The sequence below is a fragment of the Leptothoe sp. LEGE 181152 genome, from assembly GCF_032906605.1.
Taxonomy (GTDB): Bacteria; Cyanobacteriota; Cyanobacteriia; order Phormidesmidales; family Phormidesmidaceae; genus Leptothoe; species Leptothoe turfae.
On the sequence record NZ_JASATU010000047.1, the window covers coordinates 237,492 to 263,050 of the forward strand.

The 25,559-nt window shown below is 48.4% G+C and carries 26 protein-coding genes, 2 tRNA genes and 1 CRISPR repeat array; of the genes, 14 read left to right on the forward strand and 14 right to left on the reverse strand.

From position 1 onward, the window contains the following. The first annotated feature begins 132 nt into the window (after nucleotides 1-132). Together QGP82_RS23605 and QGP82_RS23610 are read left to right on the forward strand one after the other, a co-directional pair. Complete coding sequence (locus QGP82_RS23605) at nucleotides 133-1,206, forward strand: pentapeptide repeat-containing protein (protein WP_499061212.1); 1,074 nt, start codon at nucleotides 133-135, stop codon at nucleotides 1,204-1,206. 24 nt (nucleotides 1,207-1,230) lie between these two features. Beyond that, nucleotides 1,231-1,749, forward strand: a complete 519-nt coding sequence (locus tag QGP82_RS23610) for a hypothetical protein (RefSeq protein ID WP_499061213.1) — start codon at nucleotides 1,231-1,233, stop codon at nucleotides 1,747-1,749. A gap of 34 nt (nucleotides 1,750-1,783) precedes the next feature. On the opposite strand, the gene QGP82_RS23615 is transcribed toward QGP82_RS23610, so the two are convergent. The 3 genes from QGP82_RS23615 to QGP82_RS23625 all read right to left on the reverse strand — a co-directional run bounded on the left by QGP82_RS23615 (nucleotide 1,784) and on the right by QGP82_RS23625 (nucleotide 4,610). Then, a complete protein-coding gene (locus QGP82_RS23615) occupies nucleotides 1,784-2,416 on the reverse strand; it encodes a L,D-transpeptidase family protein (protein WP_163662135.1) in 633 nt (210 codons plus the stop codon). Nucleotides 2,417-2,909: 493 nt separating this feature from the next. Further along, nucleotides 2,910-4,346: a Na+/proline symporter gene (locus QGP82_RS23620; RefSeq protein WP_163696912.1), complete on the reverse strand. Its 1,437-nt coding sequence runs from the start codon at nucleotides 4,344-4,346 to the stop codon at nucleotides 2,910-2,912. Nucleotides 4,347-4,397: 51 nt separating this feature from the next. Next, nucleotides 4,398-4,610 carry a hypothetical protein gene (locus QGP82_RS23625; protein ID WP_499061214.1) on the reverse strand — a complete coding sequence of 71 codons (213 nt, stop codon included), beginning with the start codon at nucleotides 4,608-4,610 and terminating at the stop codon, nucleotides 4,398-4,400. A gap of 469 nt (nucleotides 4,611-5,079) precedes the next feature. Here QGP82_RS23625 and QGP82_RS23630 point away from each other — a divergent pair, with 469 nt between their 5' ends. Continuing rightward, nucleotides 5,080-6,681, forward strand: a complete 1,602-nt coding sequence (locus tag QGP82_RS23630) for a HoxN/HupN/NixA family nickel/cobalt transporter (protein WP_499061215.1) — start codon at nucleotides 5,080-5,082, stop codon at nucleotides 6,679-6,681. Nucleotides 6,682-6,739: 58 nt separating this feature from the next. Here QGP82_RS23630 and QGP82_RS23635 read toward each other — a convergent pair whose 3' ends face one another. Then, nucleotides 6,740-6,991 carry a hypothetical protein gene (locus QGP82_RS23635; protein WP_163662126.1) on the reverse strand — a complete coding sequence of 84 codons (252 nt, stop codon included), beginning with the start codon at nucleotides 6,989-6,991 and terminating at the stop codon, nucleotides 6,740-6,742. Nucleotides 6,992-7,048: 57 nt separating this feature from the next. Then, nucleotides 7,049-7,792 carry an SIMPL domain-containing protein gene (locus QGP82_RS23640; protein WP_163662124.1) on the reverse strand — a complete coding sequence of 248 codons (744 nt, stop codon included), beginning with the start codon at nucleotides 7,790-7,792 and terminating at the stop codon, nucleotides 7,049-7,051. 277 nt (nucleotides 7,793-8,069) lie between these two features. Here QGP82_RS23640 and cas6 point away from each other — a divergent pair, with 277 nt between their 5' ends. Further along, entirely contained in the window at nucleotides 8,070-9,206 is a 1,137-nt protein-coding gene (gene cas6, locus QGP82_RS23645; protein WP_499061216.1) for a CRISPR-associated endoribonuclease Cas6, read from the forward strand. A 403-nt stretch (nucleotides 9,207-9,609) separates the two neighbouring features. Next, nucleotides 9,610-10,228: a CRISPR direct-repeat array (repeat unit 37 nt; unit sequence GTTTCAATCCCCGTGAGGGGAAGTGGTTGGTTGTGAC). A 731-nt stretch (nucleotides 10,229-10,959) separates the two neighbouring features. On the opposite strand, the gene QGP82_RS23650 is transcribed toward cas6, so the two are convergent. Next, nucleotides 10,960-11,760, reverse strand: a complete 801-nt coding sequence (locus tag QGP82_RS23650) for an ion transporter (protein WP_163659085.1) — start codon at nucleotides 11,758-11,760, stop codon at nucleotides 10,960-10,962. Between the two features lie 285 nt (nucleotides 11,761-12,045). Here QGP82_RS23650 and sipA point away from each other — a divergent pair, with 285 nt between their 5' ends. From sipA to fba, 3 genes are all read left to right on the forward strand, one after another. After that, a complete protein-coding gene (gene sipA / locus QGP82_RS23655; RefSeq protein WP_006516028.1) occupies nucleotides 12,046-12,270 on the forward strand; it encodes a regulatory protein SipA in 225 nt (74 codons plus the stop codon). 192 nt (nucleotides 12,271-12,462) lie between these two features. After that, a tRNA-Lys gene (locus QGP82_RS23660) sits at nucleotides 12,463-12,534 on the forward strand. 282 nt (nucleotides 12,535-12,816) lie between these two features. Then, a complete protein-coding gene (fba, locus tag QGP82_RS23665) occupies nucleotides 12,817-13,890 on the forward strand; it encodes a class II fructose-bisphosphate aldolase (protein WP_163659084.1) in 1,074 nt (357 codons plus the stop codon). Nucleotides 13,891-14,087: 197 nt separating this feature from the next. Here the strand turns inward: fba and QGP82_RS23670 are convergent, their stop codons facing one another. Then, nucleotides 14,088-15,131 carry a class I SAM-dependent methyltransferase gene (locus tag QGP82_RS23670; protein ID WP_499061218.1) on the reverse strand — a complete coding sequence of 348 codons (1,044 nt, stop codon included), beginning with the start codon at nucleotides 15,129-15,131 and terminating at the stop codon, nucleotides 14,088-14,090. Between the two features lie 338 nt (nucleotides 15,132-15,469). Here QGP82_RS23670 and QGP82_RS23675 point away from each other — a divergent pair, with 338 nt between their 5' ends. The 6 genes from QGP82_RS23675 (at nucleotide 15,470) to QGP82_RS23700 (ending at nucleotide 19,382) form a co-directional block, all read left to right on the forward strand. Continuing rightward, on the forward strand, nucleotides 15,470-15,694 hold the full coding sequence (locus QGP82_RS23675) for a DNA-directed RNA polymerase subunit omega (RefSeq protein ID WP_006516025.1): 225 nt from the start codon (nucleotides 15,470-15,472) through the stop codon (nucleotides 15,692-15,694). A 115-nt stretch (nucleotides 15,695-15,809) separates the two neighbouring features. After that, nucleotides 15,810-16,244, forward strand: coding sequence for a hypothetical protein (locus QGP82_RS23680; RefSeq protein WP_163659082.1), 435 nt, complete (start codon nucleotides 15,810-15,812; stop codon nucleotides 16,242-16,244). Further along, nucleotides 16,244-16,609 carry a DUF1818 family protein gene (locus QGP82_RS23685; protein ID WP_163659081.1) on the forward strand — a complete coding sequence of 122 codons (366 nt, stop codon included), beginning with the start codon at nucleotides 16,244-16,246 and terminating at the stop codon, nucleotides 16,607-16,609. The genes QGP82_RS23680 and QGP82_RS23685 overlap by 1 nt, the downstream gene beginning before the upstream one ends. A gap of 119 nt (nucleotides 16,610-16,728) precedes the next feature. Then, the gene (locus QGP82_RS23690; RefSeq protein ID WP_499061219.1) at nucleotides 16,729-17,907 is read left to right on the forward strand and encodes a D-Ala-D-Ala carboxypeptidase family metallohydrolase; all 1,179 of its coding nucleotides are present in this window, start codon (nucleotides 16,729-16,731) and stop codon (nucleotides 17,905-17,907) included. Between the two features lie 130 nt (nucleotides 17,908-18,037). Then, nucleotides 18,038-18,111: transfer RNA gene (locus tag QGP82_RS23695), tRNA-Pro, on the forward strand. Between the two features lie 74 nt (nucleotides 18,112-18,185). Beyond that, on the forward strand, nucleotides 18,186-19,382 hold the full coding sequence (locus tag QGP82_RS23700; protein WP_499061220.1) for a tyrosine-type recombinase/integrase: 1,197 nt from the start codon (nucleotides 18,186-18,188) through the stop codon (nucleotides 19,380-19,382). A 140-nt stretch (nucleotides 19,383-19,522) separates the two neighbouring features. Here QGP82_RS23700 and QGP82_RS23705 read toward each other — a convergent pair whose 3' ends face one another. Then, the gene (locus QGP82_RS23705; RefSeq protein WP_499061221.1) at nucleotides 19,523-22,243 is read right to left on the reverse strand and encodes a tetratricopeptide repeat protein; all 2,721 of its coding nucleotides are present in this window, start codon (nucleotides 22,241-22,243) and stop codon (nucleotides 19,523-19,525) included. A gap of 22 nt (nucleotides 22,244-22,265) precedes the next feature. On the opposite strand from QGP82_RS23705, the gene QGP82_RS23710 reads away from it, so the two are divergent. Beyond that, nucleotides 22,266-22,577 carry a hypothetical protein gene (locus tag QGP82_RS23710; RefSeq protein WP_499061222.1) on the forward strand — a complete coding sequence of 104 codons (312 nt, stop codon included), beginning with the start codon at nucleotides 22,266-22,268 and terminating at the stop codon, nucleotides 22,575-22,577. A gap of 40 nt (nucleotides 22,578-22,617) precedes the next feature. Here QGP82_RS23710 and QGP82_RS23715 read toward each other — a convergent pair whose 3' ends face one another. The 6 genes from QGP82_RS23715 to QGP82_RS23740 all read right to left on the reverse strand — a co-directional run bounded on the left by QGP82_RS23715 (nucleotide 22,618) and on the right by QGP82_RS23740 (nucleotide 25,546). After that, the gene (locus tag QGP82_RS23715) at nucleotides 22,618-22,998 is read right to left on the reverse strand and encodes a hypothetical protein (RefSeq protein WP_163702818.1); all 381 of its coding nucleotides are present in this window, start codon (nucleotides 22,996-22,998) and stop codon (nucleotides 22,618-22,620) included. Between the two features lie 45 nt (nucleotides 22,999-23,043). Further along, nucleotides 23,044-23,451: a hypothetical protein gene (locus QGP82_RS23720; protein ID WP_163702817.1), complete on the reverse strand. Its 408-nt coding sequence runs from the start codon at nucleotides 23,449-23,451 to the stop codon at nucleotides 23,044-23,046. Next, nucleotides 23,451-23,699, reverse strand: a complete 249-nt coding sequence (locus QGP82_RS23725; protein ID WP_499061223.1) for a hypothetical protein — start codon at nucleotides 23,697-23,699, stop codon at nucleotides 23,451-23,453. Before QGP82_RS23725 ends, QGP82_RS23720 begins: the two co-directional genes overlap by 1 nt. Nucleotides 23,700-23,845: 146 nt before the next feature. After that, nucleotides 23,846-24,541: a GIY-YIG nuclease family protein gene (locus QGP82_RS23730; protein WP_499061224.1), complete on the reverse strand. Its 696-nt coding sequence runs from the start codon at nucleotides 24,539-24,541 to the stop codon at nucleotides 23,846-23,848. A gap of 46 nt (nucleotides 24,542-24,587) precedes the next feature. Next, entirely contained in the window at nucleotides 24,588-25,154 is a 567-nt protein-coding gene (locus QGP82_RS23735; RefSeq protein WP_499061225.1) for a hypothetical protein, read from the reverse strand. A gap of 104 nt (nucleotides 25,155-25,258) precedes the next feature. Beyond that, nucleotides 25,259-25,546, reverse strand: coding sequence for a hypothetical protein (locus QGP82_RS23740; RefSeq protein WP_499061226.1), 288 nt, complete (start codon nucleotides 25,544-25,546; stop codon nucleotides 25,259-25,261). Nucleotides 25,547-25,559 lie beyond the last annotated feature (13 nt).

The following is a 25,559-nucleotide window of genomic DNA, read 5'->3' on the forward strand; positions in this document are numbered from 1 at the left end:
ATCAGTGTGACAGTTTCCCGATGCGTCCTTAAATGCGTTGCACAATGCTTATCCCTTCTGCGGTAATAGTATCTGTATAGCTGTAACTGTAGATGTCTTTGTCAACCTTCTTGAGGGTCTATTGGGGCTGACATGATAACGATCGATTATCTAGAACTCATCGAGCAGGGTGTAGAAGCCTGGAATCATTGGCGTGAAGAGCATCCTGATGAGTGCCCCGAATTAGAATCTGCTTACTTATTTGAAAAGTCGCTACAGGGCATTAACCTGCGCAAAGCCAATCTCAGTCGGGCGTGTTTGATTGGTGCAAATTTAGATGGCGCTGACCTGGCGGAGGCCAATCTTAGTGGTATTTATGCGAATAATGCTAGTTTGCAAGGGGCTTGTTTAGCGGCGGCTAATTTGCAGGATGGCAACTTTGTAGAGGCAAATCTGAGTGAGGCAGATTTGTCCGATGCGGTGACTGATAATGCTAATTTTACAAACGCTAATTTACAAGGTACTTGTTTAGAGGTGGGGGCTGAGAGCGCCTCGCCACCACCTGCACCTGTTGAACAGCTGACGCCTTTGCCGTCTAAACAGCCTACAGTGGCTCCTGATGTGTCACCGGTTGCTTCCCAGGTGCAGGTATTGGTAAAGCCGCCGCCTTTGTTACCTCGAATAGTGATGATAGGCGGTGCGATCGCAACCGCCGTCGTCGGCCTCTACTTTATACTGCGCCCTAAAGGTCCTAAATTTGTGACTCCTGATGGCACCATAACGATTCAGCTCGTGTGTAACGAGCCTGACGTTACGCCCATTAAGGCCGACGAGCCCGATCACATTTATCAAAACGGTACCCGATTTTATGGCCCGTTTGCCGATGGTAAGCCAGCCAACGGTCGTGGCAGCATGCTTTTCACCAATGGTAATCGCTACGATGGTGAATATCGTGACGGTCGACGCAATGGTTGTGGCACATTTACCTTTGAAACTGGCCGTCGATATGTGGGCGAATTTCAAAATGATTTATTTAGTGGTCGTGGTGTGTGGATGTTAGAAAATGGCGATCGCTACATCGGCGATTTTGAGTTTAATAAGTGCAATGGTGAGGGGGTGTATATCTTTGCCGATGGCACCTCAGAATCAGGCATATGGCAACAAGGACGCTTGGTCGATGGCAATGTGACATGTGATCACAGGCCGATCGATTTACCTGAATCGTGACATTGTTTTTGCAGGAGCATAGCTATGCTTACTTTTTCCAACCGATTTTCCAAGGTTCGTCTGTTATTAGCCGTGATCTCAGCCATTAGTTTCACCCTAGGAGTGACCCCTATCGTCTATGGTCAGGACGTCCCGACTCCCACACCGCCGGCAGATGGAGGAGAATTTGAAGGAGCGCCTGATCCTACCCCAGGTGCTGAACTAGAGCCAGAACCGACTGACGTTTTACCTGAGGACGATGAGCCCACATCAATCGATTTACCGGATGATGCTGACTCTGAATCTCCAGGGGAAGATACGGATGTGGACGACCCCGATACCGCCGTTGAAGAAAATCCTGATGAGCCAGCTGCAGCGGAATCACCGGAAGATTCAGACGCCGCTCCAGACGATGAAATTGCTGACGACCCTGATGCCGAAGACGCGGATGCCGAAGACTCAGCGGTTGAAGACTCGGATGCCGAAGACCTGGCCAATGAAGATACTGAGGACGCTATTGGTGGTGAAGGCCCCCTTAACAACAGCCCTCGGGGGCTATGGTAGGTGAGGCGGCAGCGCCCTGCTTAAGGCAAAACGGTTACTGCAAAACGGTGACTAATGTGCCGGGGGTAACCAGCTCATAGAGTTCGCGGATGTGTTCGTTATACAGACGAACACATCCATGGGAAGCTGCCTGGCCAATGGAGTCCCGATTGGGGGTACCGTGAAACCCGATTTCATTGCGGCCATCGGTCCAAAAAGCAATCCAGCGTTCCCCTAATGGGTTATTAGGGCCAGGGGGCATCAAATCGCCTGTAAATGGATTGGTCCAGCCTGGATTTTCGAGCATATAAGACACTTCAAAGCTGCCGGTAGGTGTTTCCCAGCCAGTTTTACCCACCGCGACAGGAAACGTCTTTTCAAGGGTATCTCCCCGATAGACATGCAGCTGACGTTGGTCGAGTTGGAGCACGAGTTCAACGGTCTGTGTGTCAGTCAGTTCATCTATTTGTTCATTGGGGGGCGGCCATTTTCTCAGCTCTGAAGCAGGTAATTTGACCGGTTGAGGATCTCGGTCTAGGTGGTAAAGGGGCGTCGGCAGTGGTGCCAGGGCCGTTGGTGCCAGAGGCTGCTCTGGGGCAGGAGTTTGAGCCACACCAGGCAGTGCCAGTAGACCCCCAAAGAGGGGCACTGTCAAGCTAACTATCAAACTGCGAAGAGTGTTAGTCACCGAGTATCTCTATTGCGTTTTACAGCTTTTTTGATAGTGACAAAATTCAGCCATGGCATGTAGGGGAGTAGACAGAAATTCGCCACTGGCACCCTCCGGTGACCATGAGCTTTTGATTTTAACTGTGAATTTCCAAAATTGGAAAAAATAACATTCCAGGTTTCCCCAAATGGAAAACCTGGGAATAGCAATGTCGGCATACTGTTATCAAGCGTCCGATATCGAAGGGCATGGCTTTGACGGAACTTAGCCGAACCCTATAAGGGAGTACCTCTACAGGATTATCCACCTCTAACCTATCGCGGCAGTCGCTACAACGCCCAGGGCTTAGTAATCTCCAGCGTTCGATTCGCACAGTGCACCAGCCCCCGACAATACTGTCGGAGGCTTTTTTCTTGAGAGATAATCCGCAATCCTGATGACCGGCACCTCATAGGGCATGGCTTCGACGGAGTTCAGCCGAACCGCACAAAGGAATGCCCCTAGAAGAGTGTCAGACTTTGGCCCCTGCTTGGGGTCTGACCTGTTTGTAATTGATGGCTGCACCGATCAGATAGCCTGCTGTACATAGCATGAGGCCATACACATTCACCCCCAGATCGATGGCATATCTACCGGCTCCGATGATGACCCAGTCTGGAAAAATTTGAGTGCTAAGGGCACTTTCTAGCACCCGTAGAATGCCGAAGATGAGACCGGGCCAAAAGGCAAAGTGAAAGCTGAGACGCCCAGCACTGGGAATAAAGGACAATAAGAAAATGGGAGCCAAACCCATGACCATGGTGCCACTGATGGTGGTTGCCAGAATAATGGCTGGTCCAATCTGATCGCCTAGATAAATGCTTAGCAACGGTACATTACCAAGGATTGCGATCGCAACAATCCACCAGCGGCCTATGGATGCCTGACCCTCTGTGGGGTGATCTCGACGATTGGCCCAATCGCGGGCTCCCAGTTTGGCCACACTGGAAAATGTGGAATCCAGGGTGGAACCGGCACTGGTGAGCATAATGGCATTAAACACCAGCAACATTGGCAAACTAAATAAGACGGGCACTGCCAGTATCGGTGACCCTTCAACGGCAAAGGCACGGGCATAGAGCCCAACAAAACTGAAGAGAAAGATAAAGCCGCCGCTGATCACACCCGCCAGTACAAATCCCTTGAACATGACTTTGGGAGACGTAATAAAGGCGCGGTCTGTCATGACCGGATCATGGAAGGGATAGCTAAAGATTTGCACAAAGGCTAATCCGCAGAAGGTTAATCCTGCGAGGGTGGTATCTCGATCCGCAGGGGGTAAGCCTTGACTGACCAGCCCTGGGCCTAACACAGCCAAAATAATAACGAGTAAAACAGCCGCCAGCAGCATCTGGGCACCATCGGTTAATAAACTGCTGCGCAACCCACCTAGAAGACTGTAATAGACGGTAAACGAGGTTACCAGTAGTGCTGCAAACCAATATCCACCGCTGCCTTCAGGACCAAAATATAGAGAAAACACTTTGGTGTTGGACCATACTTCATTGAGAAGACGTATGGCAATGGCTAACAAAAATAATCGAGAACACAGGGTGCCATACTTGCTCACTAAAAATTCGGAAATGGAGCGGTAGCCGCCCCGCGTGCGAATCAGATAGAGCGTGACTGCGGCAGTCACAAAGCTCAGGTAGTAAATGGCATAGCCGATGCCACCAGTAATACCAAAGGCATTGCTTAAGCTCGCCGCATTATCAATGGATTTAGCAAAAATCCATGAGATCGTCGCACTAGATACCAGTAACCAGAGGCCAGGATCGTTCCCTTGACGTGAATGTCCCTGAAAGAATTCAGAGGCTGAGACTTTTCCAGGTGTTGTTGTTTTAACAATGCGATAGATAAACAAACCATACCCGGCTAATAACGCCCAGGTGAGTGTTGCGGTGGACATATTGTTGTTATGAGTTTTGAGTTGTTGTTGGTTGGCGAAACAATGGGGTGATTAAGCCATTACCCTTGTTCTTACAGCCTTTTCAGCTGTTTCAATTTCCCAGACAAAAGCCACAGTCACGTAGCCCGTGACCAATCGATAGGGTTTGTCAGCAGTAGTTGTTAAAAATGCAGTAACAGCCGCAAAGTTGCTGTAGGGACCACCACAGATGACAATGCGATCGCAAGTATCAGGAACGTGAACATGTTGAACAGATGCAACCATTGGCACAGATGCAGGGAATGAACAGCCAGTAAGACTCGATCTAACCACAGATTGTCTGAATCAACGCTGAGTTTTTAATTAGAAATGTGGCATAAAACGCCCTCAGTCTTTTATAGACCGCATAGAAAAGATCAGGGGTTCTTGTTAATAATTAAAGCAATAAAGTATTACTCACCCTGGGTATGATGTCATCTGCCAAATTCAGGCAGTTAGCGGGCTTTACAGATCAACTGATCTCTTCGATCAGTAACGATGGCAACAAAAACAACAACTTTTGTATCCCGAACTAGTACCCGATGGCGGAAAATTGGCAGCGATGCCATCCACCCATCACCCTGTCCCTTACCGGGCTTCGACTCCGCTCAGCCCTTGTTTACTCACCCCATCATTCCATCATTTGGCAGTTAATATACTGGGGACAGATAGATAGGACAGATTAACCTGATTGCTTTCGCCATGGGCCTATTTTATGGATAACCCAGCTCGTTATCAACGTTGGTGGCGCTATATCATCGGTTTTCTACTGGGGATATTGCTGGTGTTTGCCAGTGCCTACCCAGTAGCCGCACAGCAGCCGCAGCCGCAGCCCATTACCTGGCAGGACCTGCAGCCTGAAACCACCCGGTTGCAGAATCCCTATGGGCATTTATCTATCGACCAGGCCTACGAGTTATCGATGTTGGTACGTCTTCAACTCTGGTTGGATCAAAATGAGACCTACCCAGAGGAGTTGGAGACCGAGGAAGTACAGCGGCTGAGGCAAGACCTTGAGGAACAAGGGTTAGACGTTGATAAACTCCTCACCCAGGTGGATCAGGCCCAAGCATATTGGCAAGAAAAGTCCCAATCTACCAATACTGTTTTAGAAGAACAGTCAGTCAATCTGTCAGGCTATGTTTTACCGCTTACTTGGGACCAGGAACAGCGGGTTACCCAGTTTCTGTTGGTTCCCTATGTGGGAGCTTGCATTCATGTACCCCCACCCCCACCCAATCAGATTGTCTATGTAAACCCTCCGGTTGCCATTGCGGCCCCTGGCTTGTTTGCACCTGTTTCAGTAACTGGCCAACTCCGACGACAACCTGCCAGCTATGACTTGTTTCGTGTTGATGGCTCGCGGGCGGTTGATGTCAGTTATGCCCTGACCCCCACAGACATCGCCTTGAATCAGACCGACTCTGTGAATCCTCAACCCCCTCAGGTGGTGATACCCGCTGGGCCAATTTGGAAAACATTGCCAGTCAGGGTGTCTGCTATTTTGACGCAAGCTATGGGCAATTTGCATAGCCAGCGTTCAACCGGAGCGTTTCTGTTGGGACTGCTGATGGCGTTTAGTTATGGCGTGCTGCATACCCTCGGCCCAGGCCATGGTAAAGCCGTGATTATTTCCTATTTTGTGGGTAAAGGCGGCAGCTTACGACGGGGAATCACGATGGGTGTGCGCATTGCCGTATTCCATGTGTTGTCGGCCATTATTGTGGTGGTGCTTACGGATACCATTGTGCGTCAGACAGGGGGCGGTACATCTGAGAACTATCAGATCGTGCAGTTAATTAGCTATGGCGCGATCGCAATAATTGGTGCCTGGCTACTCTGGCAATCGTTGCCAGTTGCAAAGAATTTTCACCCGGTGACCCCTAATGTTGTCTTATCGCCACCCCTGACTCACCAGGTTTTAGCAACGCAGCCGCCCCAGGCTAAACAAACGAAGGCAAGGCTGTGTAATTGTTTTACGTGTAATGATCGTGAAGGGGGCGGCTGGCTCTCCCTGGCGGTGGGTGCAGTACCCTGTAGTGGAGCCCTGCTGGTGTTACTCTACGGTCTGGCCAATAATCTATTGTGGCCCAGTGTAGCCATGGTGCTGGCGATTTCGGCAGGTATGGCCATCACCTTAGCCTGGATTGGCACTATGGCCATTATGGGACGACAATATGCTGATCGTCGTCTGGGAAAAAGACGACAACAGTTCACCCTGTGGCTCAGGGTATTAGGCGCAAGCTGCGTGATGTTGCTGGGGATAGGCTTATTTGGGATAACCCTTGCATCTAGTAGTGTATTAGCCACACTCTAGTGGGCCCAGAACAGCTAGCTGCCTGGGCCCACTGAAGTTATATTACAGCTGCAAACGCCTACATGGAGGTCTGTTGCTGTCCCCATAGACAGCGGGCACAGCTGCAAGTCAGTGCATCTGTAATTGGGTTGGAGTCTGCTTGTACTAGATTAGTGAGTCCATCCTCAACAGTGTGCTCTGTAGGTTGGCTGGCTACGGCAGGCTGAGTTACTGATAGGGCTAAAGCTAAGGAACCTGAGCATCCAAGTGCCGTTAGTATATTGCGCTGATTAAGCATAGGAATTGCGATCGCATCCATCTCCCACATCATATATAACCACCCAAACCCTGGCAATGCGTAACAGTTCCTAATTTGCGAGCATACCCTTTAATACCGAATTTGTAACGTTACCCTGGCATTGACGGTTTGTTCTCCGCCTTCTACGGGGGTGCTACTATGGGCAGCGGCTTCATCAGCTAATCTGGCTTGAGCTGCATAGGGTATGGGTTTGGGAGGAACCGCATTATTAACCTGAATGCTGACAATCTCTCCGGCACTTAGATTAAGGCTCTCCAGTACTGCATTTGCCTGAGCTTGGGCATCGGCTGTGGCCTCTTGCAGAGCGGTATCGCGGGCACTGTCGATGGCATTGTCTTCGGCAATAAAGCTAACGTTGTTGATCTGATTGGCTCCAGCGGAAATCGCATCATCCAACAATGGGCCAACTGCATCTGTTGGCATTTCAAAACTAACGGTATTAGAGCCGTTGTATCCTGTAATCCGTGGGCGGCTACTTTCATAGTCATACTGTGGATTTAGCCGGATACCGGTGGTCTGGAGTTGTTCAACATTGTTCGATTTTAATAGCTCAATCACGGCGGATGAGCGTTGGGCTATCTCTTGTTGCACAGCCTCTGCAGTATTCCCTTGTGCTGTAACTCCAAGCTGGACCTGGGCTAGGGTGGCTGGAATGCTTTCATTACCTTCACCGGTAACGGTTAATACTCGCAACAAGGGTTCCTGCGCGTTAGCGGGGGAAATTGTTGCTGTATTGATCAACCCTAGGGCCAGGGCTGTGGCCCCTAGTACTAAACCTGCTGATGGCAAAATCCATCGTTGTAATGTGATCATTGGTTCTATATCCCCTTTTCACGTTTGTGGAAGCACCTTTCTAATGTGTCATGGGAAAATGCTTTTGTTAGCTTTGTTACGGTTTCCGTAACCTAGTGATCGGTGGGGGTGGAATGGATGTCACGGGGGCAATGCCAACCCCATGGATACATGATATGTGTGGATGAGATCGCGATTGATGGGTTGCGATTGTAAGATTATGGGTTATCATCCCCCATAGGGGATAAAATGCCCTAATTAAATTCTTCTTCCCGCTCAGCTGGGCGACGTCGAAGCTATGCCGCGTACTAAAAGATCAGACACCAGCCTCAATCTCTCTGCTAAGACCTACTGGCCTAAAACGACTGAGGTGGTCAGTTTAGAATTTGTCCTTAAGCCTGTGGCTAATAGCGATCTCTATGCTCAATATACCATTGGGCTCCATGCTTGGTTGCTGCACCAGATACAAGGTATTGACCCGGAGCTATCTGCCTATATGCATGATGGTGAATCAGAAAAGCCGTTTAGCCTCACCGGATTAGACGGGCAGTTTATTTCCCAAAGTCAATCGCTGCAGCTACAAAAAAATAAACGCTATCGTTGGCGCGTTAGTTCTCTTTGTAAACCTGTCACTCAGGGACTCGTTACCTGGCTGCGACAATTGCCTAACGAGATTGTCCTAAGAAATACACCCCTGATCATAGAATCGGTTAATTTGGCACAGCCGCCCACTACCTATGCCAAACTTTTGCGGCAAGGGCAAATGGGAGAAGGCAGTGTTAGCCTTAGCTTCCATAGCCCTACCAGTTTTCGGCGTAAGGGCCATCATCTACCCTTACCCTGGCCTCCCAATGTATTCCATAGTTATCTACGTCGTTGGAATCATTTTGCTAAAAAGCCTGTTAATCAGGATGACTTTCTCGACTGGGTTGATACCTATGTGATTCTGACCCAACATCAGATAGCTACAGAAAAAGTAGCTGTCGGCAAACGGGGCTCTGTAACCGGGTTTACCGGTGCTGTGACCTATGCGCTTGACCGACGCGGTATCACTGAACGACCTTTTGTGGCTATGTTTTATGCCCTGACTCAGTTGGCTCCTTATTGTGGCACAGGTCATAAAACTACTTTTGGTTTAGGGGAAACTCAGTTGGGGTGGCATACGGCCCAGGCCTCACCCCAGATGCCGACTCAGCAGCGATTGCTGGCTGAACGGATGGACGAATTGACGGAGATATTTCTCTCTACTAAAAAACGTCAGGGTGGTCGTCGTGCCATTGATACGGCTGAGACGTGGGCGACGATTCTGGCGCGTCGGGAGATGGGGGATTCGTTGCAGGAGATTGCGGATGATATGGAGTTGGCGTATGAGACGGCGAAGACGTATTCGAAGTTGGCGCGGCGGGTGATGCGGGAGTTGGGGGAGATGGAGTGATGGGTGGGTTGATTGTGACTCCAGGTGGTTGGAGGAAAAACTATAAAAGCTTTTATGTTTCAATCCCCGTGAGAGGCTACGGTGTATACATAAGTCGGAGAGTGGTTCTAAGTATCGAGCCCTTCTCCCCCAACCCCTTACTCCCTGGGGGAGAAGGGGGGCCTGACCTCAAAGTCCTTCGCCCCCAGGGAGAAGGATTTAGGATGAGGGCCAATTCAAGGTCAGGTCTATCTTTTGGGACATTATCTTCTAGATGTGTATACACCGTAGCTTACCAAGGGAGGGATTAAGGTGGTAGTTCAGGATTTTGAACCTCAGTCTGAGATGTGTGTACACAGTAGCCCGTGAGGGGAAGTGGTTGATTGTGACCAATAATTTTAATGGTGGCTCTGGACAGCGCTGTGTTTTAATCCCCGTGAGGGGAAGTGGTTGATTGTGACTGGCTCTACGCTTGCTTAGTTCACAAATATCATCCGTTTCAATCCCCGTGAGGGGAAGTGGTTGATTGTGACCTGAAGGTGCTTGAGTTGCTGTACTCGCAACACTCAGGTTTCAATCCCCGTGAGGGGAAGTGGTTGATTGTGACTGTTGAAGGTAGTCGAGCCGGTAAGCAAAGATGGCGTTTCAATCCCCGTGAGGGGAAGTGGTTGGTTGTGACCCGCTAATTGTTCTGAAGAGGTAGAAAAGGAAGTCTTGTTTCAATCCCCGTGAGGGGAAGTGGTTGGTTGTGACGTTTGTGGGGGAGTCTGAGGAGAGGAGAGCTAGGCGTTTCAATCCCCGTGAGGGGAAGTGGTTGGTTGTGACGTACCCTGTGTACCGGCTAACGTTGCCCAATAGGGTGTTTCAATCCCCGTGAGGGGAAGTGGTTGGTTGTGACATCAGGCCTGGGCAGCTACCATAGGCGCGCTTAAACGTTTCAATCCCCGTGAGGGGAAGTGGTTGGTTGTGACCCGTAATTCAGAAGCCCAAGTCGTTGGGGTGATGGGTTTCAATCCCCGTGAGGGGAAGTGGTTGATTGTGACGGCAGCCCATTGAAACGTTGGCTGCATTTAGTTTTCAAGGTACATTTGCGCGAATCTACCCCATTATAGTTCTCAGTCAAGTCAAAGTGCACGTCTTTAAGTTACCTTCATCCCACAAAACATTGCACTGATAAGCCTTCCAGCGTTTGCGCGGATCCCAAAGACGAGCAAAAAGCCGCTAATCCGCTCTGACAAAGCTTTTCACCCCCTTTATTCAGTCTGCCACAGAACACAGCCCCACAGTCGCGCAACCTATGACAGCACAAGACATGAATATGATAACCGTCTTAGATCAGTAGGTAGGTAAAACTCAGATCTTGCACCAAGGTCGGTTGTGAAGCTCAAACCCACGTTGGGTTCAAAACCCAACGCTAATTGAGGGCTGTCCACTAAAGGGACAAGATTGGCTGGGCAGCCCTAGATATAGAGCTTCTAGGGAGTCTTTAACCGCTTGAGCGGTTTTGAGCCAGTTAGCCTTGCAACTTTGAGTCCAAGGCGGGTTAATGCTTCCTTGCCAGGTGCAAGATCTCAGTAAAATAGATTACACCCATAGAGGCTGCACAATACTGTTGCCGATGATGGAGGCTATTTCACTGATAGACCAGCCTTGGTCGATTGCCTGAGAAATAAAACTGTGTATGGCTGGCGATAGGGCACATTGGCAGCGGCCAGCGCTGGTGTCCAATGCCGCTTTCTAAGCCCATAAGGGAAAGTGGCAATGCCATCCTTTCTTACGTTGTTGAGGTTGACTGCACCTCCGGTAATTTTGCACCGCAACGTCGACAGTAAACGGCGTCGCTTTCATGGCCTGACAAACCACAGTGTTCACACCTCATGGCATTGACGGTTTGAATCCGGTTAATGTTTTGAATCAAACTACCAACCTGAGTCGGGATGAGAGTAATCCCTGTCAAAATCATCATGACTGTAAGGGTACGTCCAGCGTCAGAGACGGGGGTAACATCGCCGTAGCCCACAGTGGTCATGGTGACAACAGCAAAGTACATCGCATCCAAAAACGTGCCAAAGACGTTGGGTTTAACGGGATGCTCTACCTGATAAATAGCACCCGAATAAATAAAAATAATAGAAACCAGGGTAAACACAATGCGGGCAATGATCAGCCCCTCACGCCCTAGCCAGCGTTCTTCTTCTAGAAATCGAGCCAGTTTGAGCACACGTAACCAGCGGATGAGCCGCAGCAAGCGCATGTCAAAAAAACCAACTAAAATTGGCAAAATTGCCACCAAATCCACAATCGCGTAGGGGTTAACGATATAGCGTAGCGGTCGCTCAGCCGCCCAGAGGCGCACACCGTATTCCACCATGAAAATAGCCAGAATAAGCCAGTCAAGGTAGGTTAAGGCCACACCCACAGTCGTGGGCAAGGGATAGGTTTCAACGATAAACAGTCCGGCTGAAATCAGGATTAGGGTTGCGATCGCAATATTCACCCCCAGCCCCAGTTTCGTCTCTGCCTCCTCCAGCTCGGATCTTATGCGTAGTTTCAGCGATTCGACTGGGCCTCCCATTGCAGATAAAAAACCTATCGATTAAAGAAAAGTCATTCTACAGTTTCATACGTCATGACTATAAACCCAAGCCTCATATCATTCAGTAGCAGAAGAACTCTAGTGGATAAACGGTGACACCACTTAAGAGATTTCTTTTAAGAGATTCCTTTAAGTAGCCAAGAAAACCTTGGCTACGAGATACAGCTGCCCAATAGTTTTGCAGTGAAATCAAAGACTTACGTTGGTATTTTTCTGTCAATGCTATAGGTTAGGGTAATTCTGTTGAAGTACCAATAACCTGCCATGGCTGACAAGCTATTCACGGTGGGCGATCGCGTCACGGTCACCACCCCACCTCCCTATCTCAAAACCGCTGCCTCCATGCCCATGTTGCGCCCCCCCGATCTAGTCAATCTGGGGGAAGAAGGCATTGTCCTTGAACAAAAACTGGGCGGTTATTGGGCCGTTAAATTTGAGAGAGGCTCTTTTCTAATTGATGGCCGCTACATCGACCGTGTTACCACCTAAGCAAAACCACACGACGCATGCGAAGTGGCCATTGTCCATCAAAAACGAATTCCACAGACCCGCAAACCCAAGTAGCCATTAGGCTTAACCCAATTGACCCAAGACCAATCCACAGGTTTTTAAATTTTCTACTCGAACTTGGAAAACATCTGTTATATTAAATAACTGTGTTCGAGATAATTTTCTCAACGCGGGTTGCTAGCTCAGCGGTAGAGCACTCGGCTTTTAACCGATTGGTCCTGGGTTCGAATCCCAGGCGACCCATATTGTAAAGCTCGTTTTAAACTTGTTTTGATTTGAACTAATTTGGTTAGGCCTAAAGGGCCTGATGGGAAGGTTTCTAGATTTTTATTGACAAAGGAATTGTCAAAGTTACCGATTCCACAGAGCCATTATTATGGATGCTGCTATCCTTAATGAAATACTCAGGTTTCAGAAACAACTCGTCATAAGTTCGGGGTTGTGACCTAATATTGATGAGTAGGGATACCTATTCGACCCTTTAATTGAAGCTGCCAAAACGGCGAAAAGTACTAGGAGGATTATATGGCGCTTGTACCTATGCGGCTCTTGCTGGATCACGCCGCTGAGAACGGCTACGGCATTCCCGCTTACAACGTAAACAACATGGAGCAGATCCTGGCAATTATGCAGGCTGCTGATGAGACTGATAGTCCTGTAATTTTGCAGGCTTCCCGCGGTGCCCGTAAGTACGCTGGTGAGAACTTCTTGCGCCATCTTGTTTTGGCGGCTATCGAGACGTATCCTCACATTCCGGTGGTTATGCACCAAGACCACGGTAATAGCCCTGCAACTTGCTACTCTGCAATCCGCAATGGCTTTACTAGTGTGATGATGGACGGCTCCCTTGAAGCTGATGCCAAGACTCCCGCTAGCTTTGAGTACAACGTTAACGTAACTGCTGAAGTGGTTAAGGTTGCTCACTCCATTGGTGCCAGTGTTGAAGGAGAACTGGGTTGCCTGGGCTCCCTAGAGACTGGTCAAGGTGAAGCTGAAGATGGTCACGGTTTTGAAGGTACTCTTAGCCATGACCAGCTCCTGACTGACCCTGACGAGGCTGTACAGTTTGTAGAAGCGACTCAGGTTGATGCCCTGGCTGTTGCCATTGGTACTAGCCACGGTGCTTACAAATTTACCCGTAAGCCCACTGGCGAAATCCTAGCCATCAGTCGCATTGAAGAAATTCATAAGCGTCTGCCCAACACTCACCTGGTAATGCATGGTTCTTCCTCCGTTCCCCAGAAGTGGTTGGACATGATTAACGCCCATGGCGGTAGCATTCCTGAAACTTACGGTGTACCTGTTGAAGAAATCCAGAAGGGTATCAAGAGCGGTGTTCGTAAGGTGAACATTGATACTGACAACCGTCTGGCTATCACAGCTGCTATCCGCGAAGCTGCGATGAAGGATCCTGCCAATTTTGATCCTCGCCACTTCCTCAAGCCTTCCATTAAGTACATGAAGCAAGTGTGCTCTGATCGCTACACTGCATTCGGTACTGCTGGTAATGCTTCTAAGATCAAGCAGGCTGGTGTTGAAATCTTCGCTGCTAAGTACGAAGCGGGTGAACTTAACGCTAAGGTTGCTGTTGCTGTTTAAGTTTCAGCACGCGTTAGTTTAACTGAAGTCGTTAACAAAGCTAAGTAAAAGGGGGATGGCTGTGGCCATCCCCCTTTTTTATGGGCTGAGAAAGTTTTTAACGGTTAACCCACCCCCGATCCCCTTGTATGTTGAGAGAAGGAAGCGGAAAGAACTCGGTTGGTGTTTCAAAATTGGAACAGTGTGCTGGAAAAACATCAAGCCTTCTTTGCTACCCAGTACTTACTCATAAAGTGGTTGGACATCTCTACACTTTGGAATCCTGCAGACTCCAGACGAGCCTCAATATTATCCGTGCTGTACTGACGGTAGTAGGGCTCGTGGAAAATAGTAGGGAAGTTTTCCATCATAGGTGCAAACTCAGGGGCATCGAGTTTTTGGATCGAATCGCAGATGACAAACACCCCGCCAGGCTTAGTGACGCGATAGCACTCATTAATCACGGTCTGGCGCACCTCGGCAGGCAATTCATGGAATAGGAAGACGCTGACCGTGGCCTCAAAGTAATTGTCCAGATAAGGCAGCGCTTCAGCATTCGCCTGAATCAGTTGAGGCAGCGTGCCTGGCTCCTTACTCAGCAGCTCATTAGCTTTACGTAAATAAGTAGGAGATAAATCCACACCATAGAGTGATGTTTGGGGTAGAGTATCCCGAATCATCTTGAGGGTACGCCCGGTCCCGCAGGCAACATCCAATACTTTTGGATTACCCGCCAAGTTATCGATATGACGCTTCAACGGAGCCAGGATGCGACGACGCATTGGATCGGCTGAGCCGTTGAACAAGAGCTCTACCTGGAGGTCATACAGATTAGCCGACATCTCACTCAGGTAACCATCGGTTTGATGGTGAAAATTTTGCACATAGTAGCTGGGATAGCCTTCAGTGCTAATCTCGGAGTCAAATTCTTGATACTGCTTATTTTTTGAACGGTCCCATGCACTGGGCGTATCCAAAACCACCATGGGGTAATACTTAAAAAAGTCATCCCAGGGATTATCAAACAGCAAACTTTTGGGATATACCCCAGATTCTGCATCCTGCCAATCAACTTCAGTCAGGTCATCAAGTCGCCGCTTTAGAAGCGCCAATGTAGATGCGGGAAGTTCAGATCTGCTAGTCGTTTCCACTGGAGAAACTACATCGCGTAGATGATTGAGCACAGTTTTGTGGGTGTAACCAAAGGCTTGTTTACCCTGCTGAAAGGTTTGGTAAACGAATTTCGTCAATGTATCTGGCATAATTCTGATCGAACAACAGGGGAAAAGGTGCTTAAGTGATGGGCCAGAAAACTCAAATGAGATAGCGTGCTGTTAATGATTAGTGGGGATGGTCCCCTAACCTAGCCATCAACCCGCCATCCCACAAGCTCCGATAGTTTATTGTAGAAAGCCTTACAGATAAAGGTATGCGGAACCTTATTCAATTTAGAACTGGCCACAAAATATTGGTATATTAATCATTGTAAAAGTTTATGAGAACGTAGGCAGCGCGAAAAGAAGATTTGCGTTGTCATGACTGCCAGTAAGCTGCGTTAGTATGGATAGGTTCTAAAAAACCGACCCTAGAGGACTCCTTAATGAAGCGTCTGGCAATCGATACCACTCAGATGATGCGCCGTACTGAAGACCTAATTAGTGCAGCATCAAACCGCTATCGCATCACTGTTCAAGTGGCCAATCGCGCCCAGCGTCGTCGTTTCGAAGAGTTTGACAACATCGATGAGTCTCGCATGAAGCCTGTGCTGCGCGCTATCGTTGAAATGTCAGATGAGCTGACTCAGCCCGAGATTATTGGCGAATAAAGCACCGAAGGAACTGGTTTACTACACCGATAAACCAGTTTTCTTCGGTATATACAACTAGAACTACCAGATATCTTTCTTTTATTTATTACTAATCGCACTAATGCTCAGCGGTATGGGTAAGCAGCTCAAATTTTTATTCCTGGCCACTTTAGCCACCCTAATGGTCTTAGCTGGCAGCATTTTACAGGTGGGTGAGCCTCTGATGGCGGCTCAGACTCCACAGACTAACTGCCAAGTCGTCGCTTGCGCGACCACTAAGCTAGCAGACCAGCTTTACGGTAAATATCCCGATATTCCCCGAGCAACGGCGGAGAACACCACGCTATTAAGTCGCTTTATTGACTACCATCTCGATACTCAAGCTCGACCGGCTCAGTATCACCTTGATTGGGAGTTATCCATGGCTGACTATCTTGATGCCCCTTATCATCGAGGTGGCTCCAAGGTATCTGTCGTCACGAGTGCTGACAAGCAGGCGATGCAGACTCTAAGTCGTCAGCAACGACATGAGCTTGTCCGTAGTTTGGAGCAGCTTTTCAATCAGTAATGACTGCATTGCTCAGGGAAGGTAAGGGTTGGCGATTAGGTTGGGATGACGATCGCGCTAATTTTAAGGCCTTAGTTGGCGGTGAGCATTGGGCCATGGAGCTGACGCAGTCTGAGTTCGAATCCCTGCGTCGTATAGCCCAACAGTTAGCAGCCACGATGACGTCTATGGCCACCGAGCTGATGCCTGATGAGCACATAACCTGTGAACAAGAAACCCCTCAGCTTTGGATGGAAGCCGAGGGGTTTCATCATACCTATGGCTTGCGCTTTATATTACTCAATGGGCGTGGTGGAGAAGGGGCATGGCCCCCTAATATTGTTCCAGAGGTTTTAGCCGAATTAGACCGTATCAACGTATTTTGATATGGACATCGACCGATTGCTTTACACTGGGCAAATGTATGGTAAATCTCTGCAACATTGAAAGTTTTCATTGGGATTAACCGGGCATGATGCTCTAGTGATCAGGGTGTAAAAACGATATGAAAAAACTAAAGGTCGTTAGCGATACTCAATTCAAACTTCGTCCTGGTCTATCTACCGATCTGGCAAGGCAGGAGAAAGTATTCGTTGCCAATGGTACAGAGTTTGATCTGGCTAAGCTAGACGTTACGCGGGATGGTCACTATAAGGTGACTCTGGTCGAACCCTTGGGGCCAGCGAGTAAAAAAGACTGGTATGTGTATAAACCTGATGCGCGGGTTTATGACACTAATGTCAAGCTGACGGTGATGAGCGATACCTTGTTTAAGCAGCGTCCTGTATTGTCAAATCAGCTGAGCGATCGCGAAAAGGTGTTTGTTCCTAATGGCACAGAGTATTACCTACAGTCCCATTTACCAGCGGAAGGGCAGCACATTAGAGTTGCGATCGCAAATGCATTCCTGGGTCCCGAAAATCGGACAACATGGTACGTCTACAAACCAGATGTGCGCATTGTGGGCGACACCATTACCCTAACGGTCACTAGTGATACCCTGTTTAAAACATCGCCCCAGATGTCGTCTAAGCTCAGCAACCAGGATAAAGTATTTGTTAAAAACACAACTGAATTAGAGCTAATCAGCCATGAGCTAGCCTCATCGAACCATGTCAAAGTTGAGCTGGCAGAACCCAGTTTTAACAATCGCCCTGAACTAATTTGGTACGCCTATAAACCCGACATTGAAATTGAGGGCAACGAAAAAGATAACCAGCCCAAAAATGAAACACCACGGCCAAAGCCCAGTGGTCCCTACATTAAACTGCCCGGGTTTCAAGGCAACTTCTATTTATCAAACCCCATTATTCCCAACGGCCACTTCACCTGGGGAGAAGCCACCCATGGTGGCAGTCGTATTCCAGTCAATCGCAATGTAGTGTACGGCATTATTCGCATTGCCCGTGTGATGGAAGAGGTCCGCGATCGCTTGGGAGGGCGTCCCATTACCATCAACTCCTGGTACCGTGATCCAGTCACTAATCGTCGTGTGGGCGGCGCTAGCCGATCACGCCATCTATCCGGTGATGCCGTTGATTTTGTGGCCTCCGGTATTCATCCTTATGATGTTTACGATCGACTTAACCGTTGGTGGGGATCTAAAGGTGGTTTAGCCAGCGCTACTGTGTTTACCCACATTGATACTCGGGGTTACTATGCCCGTTGGAGCTATGGATTTTAGTGGGTATTGGCTCAAACAGAGCTTAACCCAACACCAGAAAAGCCGCCTTTATTAAAGTGTCCCAGTACACCATATTTGGTGTACCTATAACCTGACCGTATGCTATGCTAGTCAAGCGTTAAAAACGCATCGGGGCGTAGCGCAGCTTGGTAGCGCACTACTTTGGGGTAGTAGGGGTCGTGGGTTCAAATCCCGCCGCTCCGATTAATGAAAACCGCTGGTATCAGCGGTTTTTGTGTTTTTAAAGCCAGGGTTCGTCAAGTATCAATTGGTCGACGGTGACGCCTGAAAGCGTCATTGTCACGTCACAATACGCCATAAACTGGTCGATAGTTGGTCGACGAAAACTGGTGACTGAGCCTAAGCAAAAGAAAGCCCGTAAGGGGCAAATCGCACTACATGTAGATAAAGGGTGGCTTCGACTGCGGTGGAACCACCAGGGAAAGCGCTACACCATGGCGGTGGGCTTGCTCAATACACCGGCAAACCGCAGCTTAGCAGAGGCTAAAGGGGCCATCATTAGAGCAGACATCCTGTCTGGTCAATTTGATAAATCTTTGGTCAAGTACAGATATGAGTCGGTCGATAGCCTGACAGTCGTTGAGCTCTATCAGAAATTCGTTGACTGGAAACGTCGACAGGTGACAAAACGCTCACTAGATAAGTATCTTGGGTTGCGATCGCAACTTGAAACTTACTTTGGTAGCCGCCAGGCGGAGCGGGTCATTGAGGACCATGCTTTAGACTTCCGTGATTGGCTGGTGAAGCGCCTGGCCCCGTCAACAGCGAAGGAACGTATCGGCATGATTCGCAGTTGCTGGAGCTGGGCGATCGGCAAGAAGCTGGTAACCGAAAACCCATGGGTCAATGTCAGGGTGAAGGTGCCTCCGAAGCAACGCCCCAGACCCTTTACTCAAGATGAATATGGCCGCATCCTCGACGAGTTTAAAGCTAACCATGCCCATTACTTGGACTTTGTTAAATTCCTGATGGGTGTTGGTTGCCGGACGGGTGAAGCTGCCGGTTTGAGGTGGAAGCACCTATCGGAAAATTGCGATCGCGTCTGGATTGGTGAGTCGTGGGGACGTGGTGAGCGGAAGCCGACTAAGACCAATCGGAGTAGAGCATTTAAACTATCGCCCGACCTGGTCGCTATGTTTCGAGCCAGGCGATCAGCCACGGTCCGCGACGATGATTTAGTGTTTACCAGTCCCAAGGGTAACCCCATCGATGACCATAATTTTAGGAAGCGACATTGGACACCGGCGCTGGCCGCTGCCAATGTGCCCTACCGCAAGCCGTACAATACGAGACACAGTTTTATCTCTCAGGCAATCGACCAAGGCTGGTCTATCAGTGAAATAGCCTCCATTACTGGCAACAGTGAGGAGACTATTTTGAGACACTATACGGGAAGTGTGAGAGGTGAAACTGAACTTAAATCTGTTTGGAGTAATCAAACTGAGGCTCAATAAATCTCTCGTTGTAACCAGTGCACCTCGCAATATCTTCTGTCCAATATTCACCACAACCCTTCACGTGAATGAGATTGAGTATCTCAGCGATGTTCTCTACTTTGTTTTTAGATGGGAATGCCATTAATCAAAATTATGGTCTACAATCCGTTGCCAATCAAGATAAACGGTGCCCAATAGTAAGGATGACTGAGCTGACTATAAATCGTTTCAGCATCGGCTGGACGCTGGCCAATAATACGTTCCACATCGGCCAGGTTAACGCCCTCACCACCGATCAGGGTGCGCTGCGCATGCTGTAGAGCTTCAGCTTTGCCCAGGCCATCTTTTAGCGCTTGGTAAAACTCGGTCATCAGTATTTGGGTGCCGCCGTCACTTACCTGCCAGAGAGATGCCATGGCCGCACTGGCTCCCGCTGTCTGCATCAGATAGCCAAAGCCCAGGATCTCCTCACCATCGGCATCGCGTACATTGCCCACACCAGTTTCACAGGCACTCAGTACTACCAGGTCCACATTGCTAAAGCGTCCGCGCCAGTTTTTTAGCTCTTGTAAGGTCAGGCGATCGCCATTGCCAAACATAATAAATGACTCCAGGGGTGACTCCACAAGAAAGGCGGCATGTGTGGCAAAGTGCACAATGGTATGGTCATTCATCAGTGGGGCAGTGCCTGCTAATGAAAACTCTTTATTGAGTAACAGGGGACTGGTGGGCAACAAATCAGCTAGTTTTTCTACTTCCACACCAGCATAGGGTAGTCCCCACAGGTCACCCGCTGGGCTAGGATGATTGCCTTCGCTAAAGGCCCCTGCTAATACTAAAGGCTCTGGGTCATCCTCTAGGTTAAGGTCAGTGAGGCTAGCGGCAGTGATGTGGTTAATCTGGTAGCGCTCGATCAGCCATTGGTCACCAGTGTGGAGAGCGGCTAAGGGGATATAACGCAAAATGCCGTCTGGGGCATAGAGGATGGTTTCAATGCCCTGCTGGGTGAAGGCGGTTTCTAACGCCTCTGGAATAACCCAGTCGTAGAGCTGCTGGGCCAGGGGTTCGGGGGTGCTGGTTTTATCTCGTAGAGCCTGTTGAAATTCAAAGACGGTGTCCCGCAGGGTGTCTTCATCGACGGTGATGGGGTAGTGGGTGGGTGGACCGCTGCTGGTGACCAGCACTAGCTCTAAGCGATTTTCAAGGATAAGAGGATAGATCAGAGCGGCGTTGTCGATGTCGGCCAGGTTGTTGCGCAGGTTGATAAATTCATCGCTGGCTAGTTTGGTGATCAGGTCACTTTGTTTGGCAATGTCGCTGAGGTTGGCGATCAGGTCGGTCACTTCAGGACTGGCGACAAAATCTAAAAATGTTGTGAGCAGTTCTGACTGTAAGTTTTCTAGAGCAAAGATGCGCTCGTTGTTGGCGACAGTTCGCTCTGCCAGGGGAATTTGTCTGAGTTCACCGAGTTCTTGGGAGATGCCGATGCCCTGTTGGAAAATTTGTTGACTTCGGGCCAGAAGAGTTTTTTCTTCCTCAAGCAGAGGTACACCGGATGCAGTGGATGAGTTGCCTCGTACACCGCGTAATGTGTCGTCTAGCTCTTGCACTTTAAGCAAGTCGATTACTCGCTGGGCCTCTAGCACTCGGTTTTGCTGTAGTAAGAGATCAGCCAGGGCTCGATAGTCATCAGCAACGGTCTCGGTATAGCTTTGCTGCAGTTCCTGAGAAGAAAAATCTTGATTGTTGGTGCGGATCACTTCGTAGGTGTTAACCGCTTGCTTAAAAAAGAGAATGGCTAAAGCAGGCTGTTCCTGCTGCTCAAACCAGCGACCAATATTTGCCAGGGAAGCCGCCTCTAATTCTGGAGCACTGATGTCTTGACTAATGGCCAACGACTGCTGGTAGTAGTCCAGCGCTTGCGGATAATTCCCCTGACTATCATAGATGACGCCGATATTGTTGAGCGTTGCCCCTTCGCCACTGCGGTCACCGATGTCTTGACTAATGGCCAACGCCTGCTGGAAGTAGTCCAGCGCTTGCGGATAATCCCCCTGACGAGAGTAGATGAAGCCGATATTGTTGAGCGACTCCCCGACGCCCCGGCGGTCGCCGATGTCTTGACGAATGGCCAACGCCTGCTGGAAGTAGTCCAGCGCTTGCGGATAATCCCCCTGACGAGAGTAGATGAAGCCGATATTGTTGAGCGACTCCCCGACGCCCCGGCGGTCGCCGATGTCTTGACTAATGGCCAACGCCTGCTGGTAGTAGTCCAGCGCTTGCGGATAATCCCCCTGACTAGAGTAGATGCCGCCGATATTGTTGAGCGACGCCCCGACGCCCCGGCGGTCGCCGATGTCTTGACGAATGGCCAACGCCTGCTGGAAGTAGTCCAGCGCTTGCGGATAATCCCCCTGACGAGAGTAGATGAAGCCGATATTGTTGAGCATCGTTCCTTCGCCCCGGCGGTCGCCGATGTCTTGACGAATGGCCAACGCCTGCTGGTAGTAGTCCAGCGCTTGCGGATAATCCCCCTGACTATCGTAGATGAAGCCGATATTGTTGAGCGACGCCCCGACGCCCCGGCGGTCGCCGATGTCTTGACGAATGGCCAACGATTGCTGGAAAAGCTCTAAGGCTTCTGGATAATTAGCCTGGTTATATTGCTCTATGCCCTCAGCATTAAGTCGATCCGCTTCTGCTTGTCTCGGGTCAGCCTGGGCTATTCGCGTTGACTCGGCCAGCGGTAACTCTAGGCGATTCTCTAACCAGATTGGCCCAGCTCGCTCTACCAACGCCGCTTGGGTAACCTGGGGAAACAGTAACCCCAGGACAGTTACCATAAACACCGTATTCAGAAGCTGACGAGATTGGGGCATTGGAAAGCGTAGCTAAACGGCGATGACCTACCAAGTATTTTTATACATCGGCTTACAGAGTTCTTACAGTACTAAAATCAAATTTTCGGATTTTTCTGGGTTTGTAGCTAAAGGATGTGGAGGAAAATTAGCCCGCATCAACGTAGACATCTGGCCCATAGCTACAATCAGGTTGAAAGCTTACAGGTTGTCTAACCTCAACAATCCAATAATCCAATTCTTTGGAAGAACAATCCTCATGATCAATGAATTTGGTTGTTTGCTGGGGTGGCAACTAGTCAACGTAGTTACGCCGGTTTCATTCACAGCCCCCAACGAAGGAATGGGGCGTTGACCTGTGTGACAGTTGGCCTATTTAGGCCCGATGTAGTCCACTATGCATATCCATCGATTGCATTCAACGTTTGAAGATTATCTAGTCTCGACAAAACAGGCATAGGAGTCTTGAGATTAAGCTTTGTCATTAACTGACCTACAGTCACCACAGAATGAACTGTATTCTGTTGTAGATACAACATAGCCTCGTACAACTCTCTCTGGCCAGACGACAAGGTCCCTTCATAATCAGGTTCAACAACAATGTAATAAACATCTTTACAAGCTTGTTGTTTCTCTTCGTCAGATGCGTTGAAAATCAATTGACATGCACAATCTCTTTCAATGTCTAGTAAGTCTTCTGGATAGCCTACCCATCCAGAATCTTGTTCCAGAAAAAGTTGAAGATTTTCAATGTGGTTGATGCGTGTAATTTCCATACCCCAGGCTCAAATAGTACTTGTGAACTATTTTACCTCACGTATCTATTGCCACCATCTATATTTTTTAGGAACTTTAGATGAATTGTAGTCAGTGACCTCATAATCCCAATAATCATGGTCACGAGTTCTATCATCTTCATAATCAAAGGTGCTCTCATCATCTTCGTCTTCATCAACAATACGAGCTGCTTTAAACCTATATTGCTGATGGTCTCTAGAGTCGTACTCTTGCTGAGCTTTTTTAGGTTGGTAGTAAAGTTCTTCATCTTTATCCACCTCTGCACCAGCCCCTATCAATGAGCTGCCCGTTTGAAGTAAATCGTGAGTCGGAACATGCATTACCCAATGATCACCTTCATCATTACTAATTTCCATGATGGCTTCATCGTCTTCTGGAACATAGCCAAGCAGATGGCGAACTCTATCCAAAGCAGATTTTTTGTTTTTCATTATGCGGCATCCTCCCAGTTATCCCATTCGTCTTGGTATCTTTGAGTCCTTTGAAAACTCTCTTCTGAATAATTAAAGTCTTGCCACTCATGGCGATAGTCTTCAACTACCCTTGAGCCGATCATTGTCCTTGGCAGCCTTTGTCTGTCATCGGGATAACGATCATCGTCATCTACGTAAGCGTCAGAATCGCTGGCAACAGCCAGCAAGCCAATTACTGCTATTAACAACAAAAGTGGTTGGGCCATTTCAGTCTTCCTCGTAGTAGTAATGTGGAGGTGGCATGGGTGGGCGATGTTTAGATGGTCTACGCCCCTTAGGTTTTGGCTTTGAAAGAACAGCTTTTGAAAAGAAGATAAACACAAGGCCAAAAATAATTACTGCTAAAATCATGTCAATCCTCCACCAATTTTTCGCTTACAGATTCACTTGAATCCTCCAACGTGCTGCAAGTGTTTGGCAATAAGCTTTTAATTTGTTGGATAGCAACATCAATAGACTCTGGATGCTTGATATCCATTTGAACTAGTGATGAAATCACTAGTTCATCAACATTTCTTAAATTAAAGGCAAACTTTATGGCAAGACTTATATCTGAGGCTAACAGACAACTTCTAGATGCCATAACGTTAAAAACATCGTATTCATTTGGAATTTCATCCCTACCTATTCTCTGAAGAGATGAACACAAAAAACCTATGCACAGGCCGTTCTCAGACGCTTTCACTATGTCCTCTGCCGTTGACTGTTTAAAGGCATTAAAGCGTTCGATAATCAATGTAGCTTGAGATGCTGTTTCCTGAAGCTGAGAAGCAACAAAAGGTGTGATCTTGTTAAACTCAGCCAACACATTAGGAATGAGTAGTGGTGAAAATGCAAAATATTCACCAAGCGTTCGATATTGTTTGAATTGTTGGTGCAGCATACGTTCCGTGTATTCAGAGTCCGCGCATTCCATAATGGCCAGTAATTCCAATTGGTAAGGGCACCCTGTTTGAAGAGCCCTAAGCCGCTTTTCTGGATAACCAGAAGAACCAATTTTGTATCTATCAGTCCCTTGAACCCAAATCAAGTAAACAAAACCTGCCATATATCACCTCAAAAAACGTCTGAATTAAATCTATTTATGAGCGCAATCATTGCGAGCGCCCACCATTTCCTCCAATAACTGACTTTCCCTGGCTTAGTTCCGACATCCCTTCGTGAATTTTTCGGTCTAATTCATCATTGTGCAGAGAAATAAACTCAGAACGCATCCTGTAGCGCATATTCTCTTCTTTTACTTCCTCTACCTTTTGTTCTACCCGAGACAGCTGCTGCTTCTTTTTGTGGGTAATAGCAACCTGATTTTGATAGTCCGCTCGCATCCCTTCAACACAGGCATCACAAACTGACAGAAAGGCGTCAATATCATCATCTGAAACGGTATTGAGAGGTGCATGTCCTCGGTTGTCAGACAAATCTAGAGAGCCAGGCATCTGAGGCAGGGACAATTCCCCACGATGATTACCGGTATGGATCGTCACACCCTGCCCAGGCAAATCCTCTTCTGTCTGAACCAAGTGAAATACCTTGGATAATTCATCTATTGCTTCATCAGAAAGGCCATGACTTGTGTCAATTTTAAGTTCTTTTGCTTTTGAATGAACAGTTCCTTTGGCAAGACCGTTGTCTTTACACCAAGAACTAAGCGATTGAGGCATTTTGAACACTCCTAAACATTGATAAAACTAAGCTGAACACTTTTTGAACACCTTTTTGAACACTTTTAATGTGAAAACGTTGTCATTAGACCGTTTAATGCCGTTCAGAAAGTGTTCAGCTTCTGAACAGACATGGCTTGATTAGTTGGCTTGGCGGCATCCCATTGTTCAATCGCGTCTTCTACGCTATTTGTGTTTTCAATCAGAACAATTTCAAAGTCACCACTGATGACGATGGCCTCTTGTTGTTTAGGGAAAAAGGCTGCTTCGACAGTGTTGTTTCCCCAGATTGAGAAAGTACCTGGTGGATGGTAACTGAGAAGCCTTCCAAGCGCTGGGTTCTGGACTGTTTTTCGTTGTGTCAATCCGTCTTCAGGAATATGTTGTTGCATTTTAGTTATTGCT

Bases quoted from the DNA above. Each gene is read 5' to 3' on its own strand.
- QGP82_RS23605 (WP_499061212.1), top strand. From the start codon at position 133: ATGATAACGATCGATTATCTAGAACTCATCGAGCAGGGTGTAGAAGCC.
- QGP82_RS23610 (WP_499061213.1), top strand. From the start codon at position 1,231: ATGCTTACTTTTTCCAACCGATTTTCCAAGGTTCGTCTGTTATTAGCC.
- QGP82_RS23620 (WP_163696912.1), bottom strand. From the start codon at position 4,346: ATGTCCACCGCAACACTCACCTGGGCGTTATTAGCCGGGTATGGTTTG.
- QGP82_RS23625 (WP_499061214.1), bottom strand. From the start codon at position 4,610: ATGGTTGCATCTGTTCAACATGTTCACGTTCCTGATACTTGCGATCGC.
- QGP82_RS23630 (WP_499061215.1), top strand. From the start codon at position 5,080: ATGGATAACCCAGCTCGTTATCAACGTTGGTGGCGCTATATCATCGGT.
- QGP82_RS23635 (WP_163662126.1), bottom strand. From the start codon at position 6,991: ATGATGTGGGAGATGGATGCGATCGCAATTCCTATGCTTAATCAGCGC.
- QGP82_RS23640 (WP_163662124.1), bottom strand. From the start codon at position 7,792: ATGATCACATTACAACGATGGATTTTGCCATCAGCAGGTTTAGTACTA.
- cas6 (WP_499061216.1), top strand. From the start codon at position 8,070: ATGCCGCGTACTAAAAGATCAGACACCAGCCTCAATCTCTCTGCTAAG.
- QGP82_RS23650 (WP_163659085.1), bottom strand. From the start codon at position 11,760: ATGGGAGGCCCAGTCGAATCGCTGAAACTACGCATAAGATCCGAGCTG.
- sipA (WP_006516028.1), top strand. From the start codon at position 12,046: ATGGCTGACAAGCTATTCACGGTGGGCGATCGCGTCACGGTCACCACC.
- fba (WP_163659084.1), top strand. From the start codon at position 12,817: ATGGCGCTTGTACCTATGCGGCTCTTGCTGGATCACGCCGCTGAGAAC.
- QGP82_RS23670 (WP_499061218.1), bottom strand. From the start codon at position 15,131: ATGCCAGATACATTGACGAAATTCGTTTACCAAACCTTTCAGCAGGGT.
- QGP82_RS23675 (WP_006516025.1), top strand. From the start codon at position 15,470: ATGAAGCGTCTGGCAATCGATACCACTCAGATGATGCGCCGTACTGAA.
- QGP82_RS23680 (WP_163659082.1), top strand. From the start codon at position 15,810: ATGGGTAAGCAGCTCAAATTTTTATTCCTGGCCACTTTAGCCACCCTA.
- QGP82_RS23685 (WP_163659081.1), top strand. From the start codon at position 16,244: ATGACTGCATTGCTCAGGGAAGGTAAGGGTTGGCGATTAGGTTGGGAT.
- QGP82_RS23690 (WP_499061219.1), top strand. From the start codon at position 16,729: ATGAAAAAACTAAAGGTCGTTAGCGATACTCAATTCAAACTTCGTCCT.
- QGP82_RS23705 (WP_499061221.1), bottom strand. From the start codon at position 22,243: ATGCCCCAATCTCGTCAGCTTCTGAATACGGTGTTTATGGTAACTGTC.
- QGP82_RS23710 (WP_499061222.1), top strand. From the start codon at position 22,266: ATGACCTACCAAGTATTTTTATACATCGGCTTACAGAGTTCTTACAGT.
- QGP82_RS23715 (WP_163702818.1), bottom strand. From the start codon at position 22,998: ATGGAAATTACACGCATCAACCACATTGAAAATCTTCAACTTTTTCTG.
- QGP82_RS23720 (WP_163702817.1), bottom strand. From the start codon at position 23,451: ATGAAAAACAAAAAATCTGCTTTGGATAGAGTTCGCCATCTGCTTGGC.
- QGP82_RS23725 (WP_499061223.1), bottom strand. From the start codon at position 23,699: ATGGCCCAACCACTTTTGTTGTTAATAGCAGTAATTGGCTTGCTGGCT.
- QGP82_RS23730 (WP_499061224.1), bottom strand. From the start codon at position 24,541: ATGGCAGGTTTTGTTTACTTGATTTGGGTTCAAGGGACTGATAGATAC.
- QGP82_RS23735 (WP_499061225.1), bottom strand. From the start codon at position 25,154: ATGCCTCAATCGCTTAGTTCTTGGTGTAAAGACAACGGTCTTGCCAAA.
- QGP82_RS23740 (WP_499061226.1), bottom strand. From the start codon at position 25,546: ATGCAACAACATATTCCTGAAGACGGATTGACACAACGAAAAACAGTC.